At 61.8% G+C, this 5,388-nt stretch carries 5 protein-coding genes; 3 read left to right on the top strand and 2 right to left on the bottom strand.

Annotated elements, in window-relative coordinates; genetic code table 11:
* Window positions 1–81: 81 nt before the first annotated feature.
* Window positions 82–321, top strand: coding sequence for a hypothetical protein (locus AB5405_RS09435; RefSeq protein WP_349115424.1), 240 nt, complete (start codon window positions 82–84; stop codon window positions 319–321).
* A gap of 85 nt (window positions 322–406) precedes the next feature.
* Entirely contained in the window at window positions 407–1,132 is a 726-nt protein-coding gene (locus tag AB5405_RS09430; protein WP_368138301.1) for a metallophosphoesterase, read from the top strand.
* A 15-nt stretch (window positions 1,133–1,147) separates the two neighbouring features.
* Here the strand turns inward: AB5405_RS09430 and gluQRS are convergent, their stop codons facing one another.
* Window positions 1,148–2,167: a tRNA glutamyl-Q(34) synthetase GluQRS gene (gene gluQRS, locus AB5405_RS09425; RefSeq protein ID WP_368138300.1), complete on the bottom strand. Its 1,020-nt coding sequence runs from the start codon at window positions 2,165–2,167 to the stop codon at window positions 1,148–1,150.
* 521 nt (window positions 2,168–2,688) lie between these two features.
* Here gluQRS and AB5405_RS09420 point away from each other — a divergent pair.
* On the top strand, window positions 2,689–4,632 hold the full coding sequence (locus tag AB5405_RS09420; protein WP_368138299.1) for a DUF2207 family protein: 1,944 nt from the start codon (window positions 2,689–2,691) through the stop codon (window positions 4,630–4,632).
* A gap of 138 nt (window positions 4,633–4,770) precedes the next feature.
* Here the strand turns inward: AB5405_RS09420 and AB5405_RS09415 are convergent.
* The coding region (locus AB5405_RS09415) for a GNAT family N-acetyltransferase (protein WP_368138298.1) at window positions 4,771–5,388 on the bottom strand (618 nt) is incomplete at its 5' end.

Raw genomic sequence — 5,388 nt, 5'->3', positions numbered from 1 at the left:
GCATGTGACACTTACCCTGCCGCCCCGCTCTGCCGCGGCGGCATGCGTCTGAACAACGACCCTCTAAGGAGTTCGATACCGATGAGTGACAACGCAAAGCATCTCGCAAAGAAGTGCGTTAAGGACGCGGGGCCGTGCCTCGCGCTGTGCGTAGCCGGCGCAGCGGTCGCGCTGCTGGCTGTTCTGGGGCCGTTCGACGTGCTCCGAAGTGCCAGCTTTCTGCATGTTTGCATGGCTCTTGCCGGCGCCATGATGACCGGCGGCGTGCTCGATCTGATCTTTTGGGTGTTTGACCCGTTTGGATGGAAGAGCGAGGGGTAGGTCCCAAAGGATGGAAGGGCTGGAACGGTTGACTTAGTGATCGTGCAGAATGTGGGCTAGCGACTTACAGGGAAGTGGTGATCCGATGACGGTCTATGTGACGGGCGATATTCACGGCGGCCTCGACATGCAAAAGCTGCGCGACTGGGATCTTGGGGATAGTTTGACGAGCGACGACTATCTGATTGTCGCGGGCGACTTTGGCTTTCCGTGGGATTTCTCTGCCGAGGAATGCGCCGACATCGCCTGGCTGGAGTCGCGGCCCTACACCGTGCTGTTTGTCGACGGCAACCACGAGCGTTTCGATCACTGGGCGGAGCGCCCCATGGAGTTGTGGCACGGTGGGCTGACGCAGCGCCTGTCGGATACCTCGCCCATACGGCGCCTGACGCGCGGCGAGGTTTTTGAGCTCGACGGCTCAACGGTCTTTACCATGGGCGGCGCCACGAGCGTGGACAGGGAATACCGCATTCCGTATTCCAGCTGGTGGCCGCAGGAGCTTCCGGACGAGCGCAACTTTGAGGAGGCGCGGGCAAAGCTCGACAGCGTGGGCTGGAAGGTCGACTACGTGATCACCCACACCTGCTCCACGCGCATGCTTTTGCCCACGCTTTATCCGGCACCCGGCTGGAATTACCCCGCCGTTGATCGGCTTACGGCATTTTTCGATGAGCTGGAAGACCGCTTGGATTACAAGCGCTGGTACTACGGGCATTTTCATCGGGATGCCAACCCTGCCGAGCGCCATACCGTGCTCTACGACTGCATCGTTCGCCTGGGCGACGAACTCCAGCCCTGGGATGTCGCGTAGGGGCGGGGTGGCTGGCTACTCGACCGTTACAGTGATGTTTTCCCGATGCGTACGGATAACATCCCAGCTAAAGTGCTCGACCAGTTGCTCGGCAGAGCGTGGCGTGGTGTCCGGCGCGATGCCCGTTTGCCCGGCGAGCCATCCCAGCAGTGCCTCGGGCGTGCCAAAGCGGGCGCGTAGTTCGCCCAGGTCCAGATCGCGGTCGCGCTTGGAAAGGCGGCGGCCGTCCGGCGACATGAGCAGTGGAATGTGCGCGTAGCGCGGCGTGGGAAGTCCTAGCAGATGCTGCAGGTAGATTTGGCGGGGTGTGGAGCCCAGCAGATCGCATCCGCGCACGACCTCGGTGACGCCCATGGCAGCGTCGTCGACCACCACGGCCAGCTGATAGGCAAACACGCCGTCGCTGCGGCGCACCAAAAAGTCACCGCATTCGGTGGCGAGTGCTTCGCATTGGGCTCCGTACGTGCGGTCCACGAATTCGATCACGTCGCTGGCGAGGTCGTCGACGGTGGGCACGCGCAGGCGCGTGGCCGGAGCGCGCAGGATGCTGCGGCGGGCAACCTCCTCGGCAGAAAGGCCTCGGCAGGCGCCGCGGTATATGGGCGTGCCGTCGCTGGCGTGCGGCGCGCTCGCAGCGTGGAGCTCGGCGCGCGTGCAAAAACAGGGGTAGGTGAGGCCGGCGTCTTGTAGCTGGTGCAAGGCGCTCTCGTACAGATCTAGACGATCGTGCTGGTAGTAGGGGCCTTCGTCCCACTCAAGCCCCAGCCAAGCCAGGTCGTCAATCAATTGAGCGGCAAGTTCCGGGCGCTTACAGCGATCGTCTAGGTCCTCGATGCGCAACACGATGCTGCCGCCCTGGCTGCGGGCCGAAAGCCACGCGCACAGGCAGCTGAACACGTTGCCCAGGTGCATGCGGCCCGAGGGCGACGGGGCAAAACGGCCCACGACAGGCGCGAGGGCGGGGGCGAGCTTGCTGTTGGGCGCCGTCGACGTGGCCACGGCGGGCGTTGCTATGTTGCATGCGTTGATATCCATGCGGACGAGTATAGCGCGGAGTGAGGTGGGGGGCGTCGTCGATGCTCGCGAGTTGCCGAGGCTGCGTGTTGTGCGCGGCGGGCACCGACTCAACACCTCGATTACCGCCCCAAGCTCAGCCCCTTCAACCCCTCAAACGACAGAAACCCCGGCAGCTCTTCGCAACTGCCGGGGTTTCCGCGGAAAAGGGGGACATGATCCTCAAGCGAACGGCAAAGGGGCAAACCGTTTTCGCTCAACTGCTTTATGCCCCTCGGCTGGCGGCTCAATCAGCGCGTGCCGCGCCCACACAAAGCCGCTACACCTGTGACAGAGCTGTGAAGTGGTATCTATTGCTGGCGCGGGCCATGCCAAGGGTGTCCCTAATGACTAGTCATTTAAGGACGTCCCCAATGACTAGCTGCCGGGGTGCGGGCGTGACTTTCGTCCCGTTTGATACTCCGCTGGCCTAGATGTTCGTCATGTGTGCCCGTAAACGTGGGACAATGGCGTTGCTGGTATCACAGACAAAGGATGTGCCTATGAACGCCCCCGTTGCCAAAACCTGTCGGCAGCGCCGCCCGTTTGCGCGATTTGCTTCCGTCTGCGCACTCGTCGCGCTTGCATTGCTGCTACTGCCCGCCGCCGCACACGCCGACGGTTATTCCATGACCCAAACCTACATCAGCGCCACGGTCGAAGCCGACGGATCGCTGACCGTTGTCGAGGGACGCCAGTTTGATTTCGACGACGACATCAACGGCGTGTTTTGGGAGATCAATACGGGCACCAACCAGCAGGGCGGCACGGCGGACGTCGACGTGCTGAGTGTCGAGGAAGAGGACACCGCGTTTAACAAAGTCGATAGCGCGAACAAGGGCGACTCTGGCGTCTACACGGTCGAGCAGACCGGTGACGGCGTAAGGATTAAGGTGTTCAGCCCCCACGAGAGCGGCGCCAGCGCGATCTATTACGTGAGCTACACCATGACCGGTGCGGTTATGAACTGGGCCGATACCGCCGAGCTCTACTGGAAGTTCGTGGGCGACGGCTGGTCTGCGGATTCCGACGATGTCGAGATGGAAGTGCGCTTCGCAAATGCCGCTGCCGGGACGGCGGCCGTCAAGGGCGATAACTTCCGCGCATGGGGCCACGGCCCGCTGACGGGCGATGTATCGCTCGATGCGGACGAACCCATGGTCACCTATACCATTCCCTGTGTGCATCAGGGCGAATTCGCCGAGGCACGCATCGCCTTCCCTAGCGACTGGGTGCCGCAGCTTACCGCCTCGGGCGAAGAGCGCATGTCAACGATCCTGAGCGAAGAGAAGGAATGGGCCGACGAAGCTAACGCCCGCCGCGCTCACGCTCGCATGATTGCCAATGCACTTGCCGTGCTAAGTGTTGTTGCGGCGGTGGCCTTTACCGGCACAATCGTTATGCTCAAGCTGCGCAAGCGCAAGCCCAAGCCGCTTTTCCAGGACGAATATTTCCGCGATGTGCCTTCGGCCGACCATCCCGCCGTGCTTTCGGCCCTCATGAGCTGGAACGAGGTGCCCGATCAGGCATATATCGCCACGCTTATGAAGCTCACTGACGACCGTGTGATCAAGCTGGAGCAGGCGACCGTGAGCAAGGCCAAGAAGGGTCTGTTGGGGCGTGAAAAAGAAGAGCAGACGTATCGCGTGACGGTGAGTGATGCGGGCTGGAAGTCGGCCAAGGGCATTGACCACATGGTGCTCAAGGTCTTCTTTGCCGGTGCTAAGCCTGACGAGAACGGCGATCGCTCGCGCACGTTCGACGAGCTGCAGCACTACGTCAAGCAGCACGCTACACCCGTGGGCGACAAGCTCGAGGACTATCAGAACACCGTTAAGGGCAAGCTGGCCGATAGCGAGTACGTTGCCTCGGACGGCATTGTTGCAATGGTGTTTTGCCTGGTTCTTGGTATCCTGATTGCCTTTGTTCCCGTGGGATCCATCTTCTTTACCGATGGCGCGCAGGCGAACATTACCGCCGCGGTTATCTCGGTGCCGATTGTGCTGGTGGGTATCGGCGTGGGCCTTACGTTCCGCCGCTTTACGCCGGAGGGCGCCGAGGTGGCGGCTCGCTGCAAGGCACTTAAGCATTGGCTCGAGGACTTCACGCGTCTAAAGGAAGCCGTCCCCGGCGATCTGGTGCTGTGGAACAAGCTGCTGGTGATGGGTGTGGCGCTGGGTGTTTCCAAGGAAGTGCTGCGTCAGCTTGCCGAGGCCGTGCCGCCCGAGGTGCGCGAGGCCGACGGCTTCTATGACAATTATCCCTGCTACTGGTGGTACTACCATCATTACGGCAGCGAGTCTCCGCTCGATTCGTTCGATGACGTGTATCACGAGAGCATCCGTGAGCTGGCGTCGAGCTCCGACAGCTCGGGCGGCGGCGGAGGCGGCGGCTTCTCTGGCGGCGGAGGCGGCGGCGTCGGCGGAGGCGGCGGCGGAACGTTCTAGCGCGCTCTGATTTTTGGGATGGATCTTCTCCGGCGACTGCCGACGGATCCATCCCATTTTTATGCGCTACCTACGAAGGCTGTCCCCAACGACTAATCACTGGGAACATCCCTAAATGACTAGGTATGGCTGCTGGGTTTAGGCTGTTAGATCGAGTTCGTAGAGGAAGCTTTCGCGCGGCATGTTGTGGCGACGCTCTTCGCGGTTGGCGCGGTGCGTGGCCGTGCGCTTAAAGCCGTGCAGCTCGTAGAACTTCCACGAGCAGTTGGAGTCGGTGTACAGGTGCGCCCTCGTCGCTCCAAGCGAGGATAGGTGTGAGACCGCGGCATCGAGCAGAACCGTGCCAACGCCCAGGCCATGGACATCGCGATCCACGGCAAGCAGCGTGACCTCGTTGTCGTGCGGCAACGGGCTGCTCTCGAGCAGGCGGTTGTTGGTCCGGATGGTTGCGCGCACAAACGAGAGGTACTCGGCGCAGGCATCGGGCTCCAGCTCACGCATCTGCGATAGCAGCGCGCGTTCGGTATCCATCCAATGTTCCTTAACGGTGGCGCCGGAGCTCTGTCCCGCACGCGCGAGCGAAATACCACGCGCCTGACCGTCGATTACGGCAACCTGTGAAAACGTCGACGACGAAAGGCAGTAGGCGAGGTCGCACGCGGCCTCAAGGCGGTTGTACTCATCGTTATCCGAATTGTTATGCCAAAGCTGCTGCAGAATCAGCGCGATGGCGTCGAAGTCTTCGGTATCAAACGG

Source organism: Collinsella aerofaciens (genome assembly GCF_040920445.1).
Classification (GTDB): Bacteria; Actinomycetota; Coriobacteriia; order Coriobacteriales; family Coriobacteriaceae; genus Collinsella; species Collinsella aerofaciens_BH.
Note: the sequence above shows the minus strand (reverse complement) of the source record. Positions and strands in the feature narration are given on the sequence as shown.

Coding starts and splice junctions, on each gene's coding strand:
- AB5405_RS09435 (WP_349115424.1), top strand. CDS start 82: ATGAGTGACAACGCAAAGCATCTCGCAAAGAAGTGCGTTAAGGACGCG.
- AB5405_RS09420 (WP_368138299.1), top strand. CDS start 2,689: ATGAACGCCCCCGTTGCCAAAACCTGTCGGCAGCGCCGCCCGTTTGCG.
- AB5405_RS09430 (WP_368138301.1), top strand. CDS start 407: ATGACGGTCTATGTGACGGGCGATATTCACGGCGGCCTCGACATGCAA.
- gluQRS (WP_368138300.1), bottom strand. CDS start 2,167: ATGGATATCAACGCATGCAACATAGCAACGCCCGCCGTGGCCACGTCG.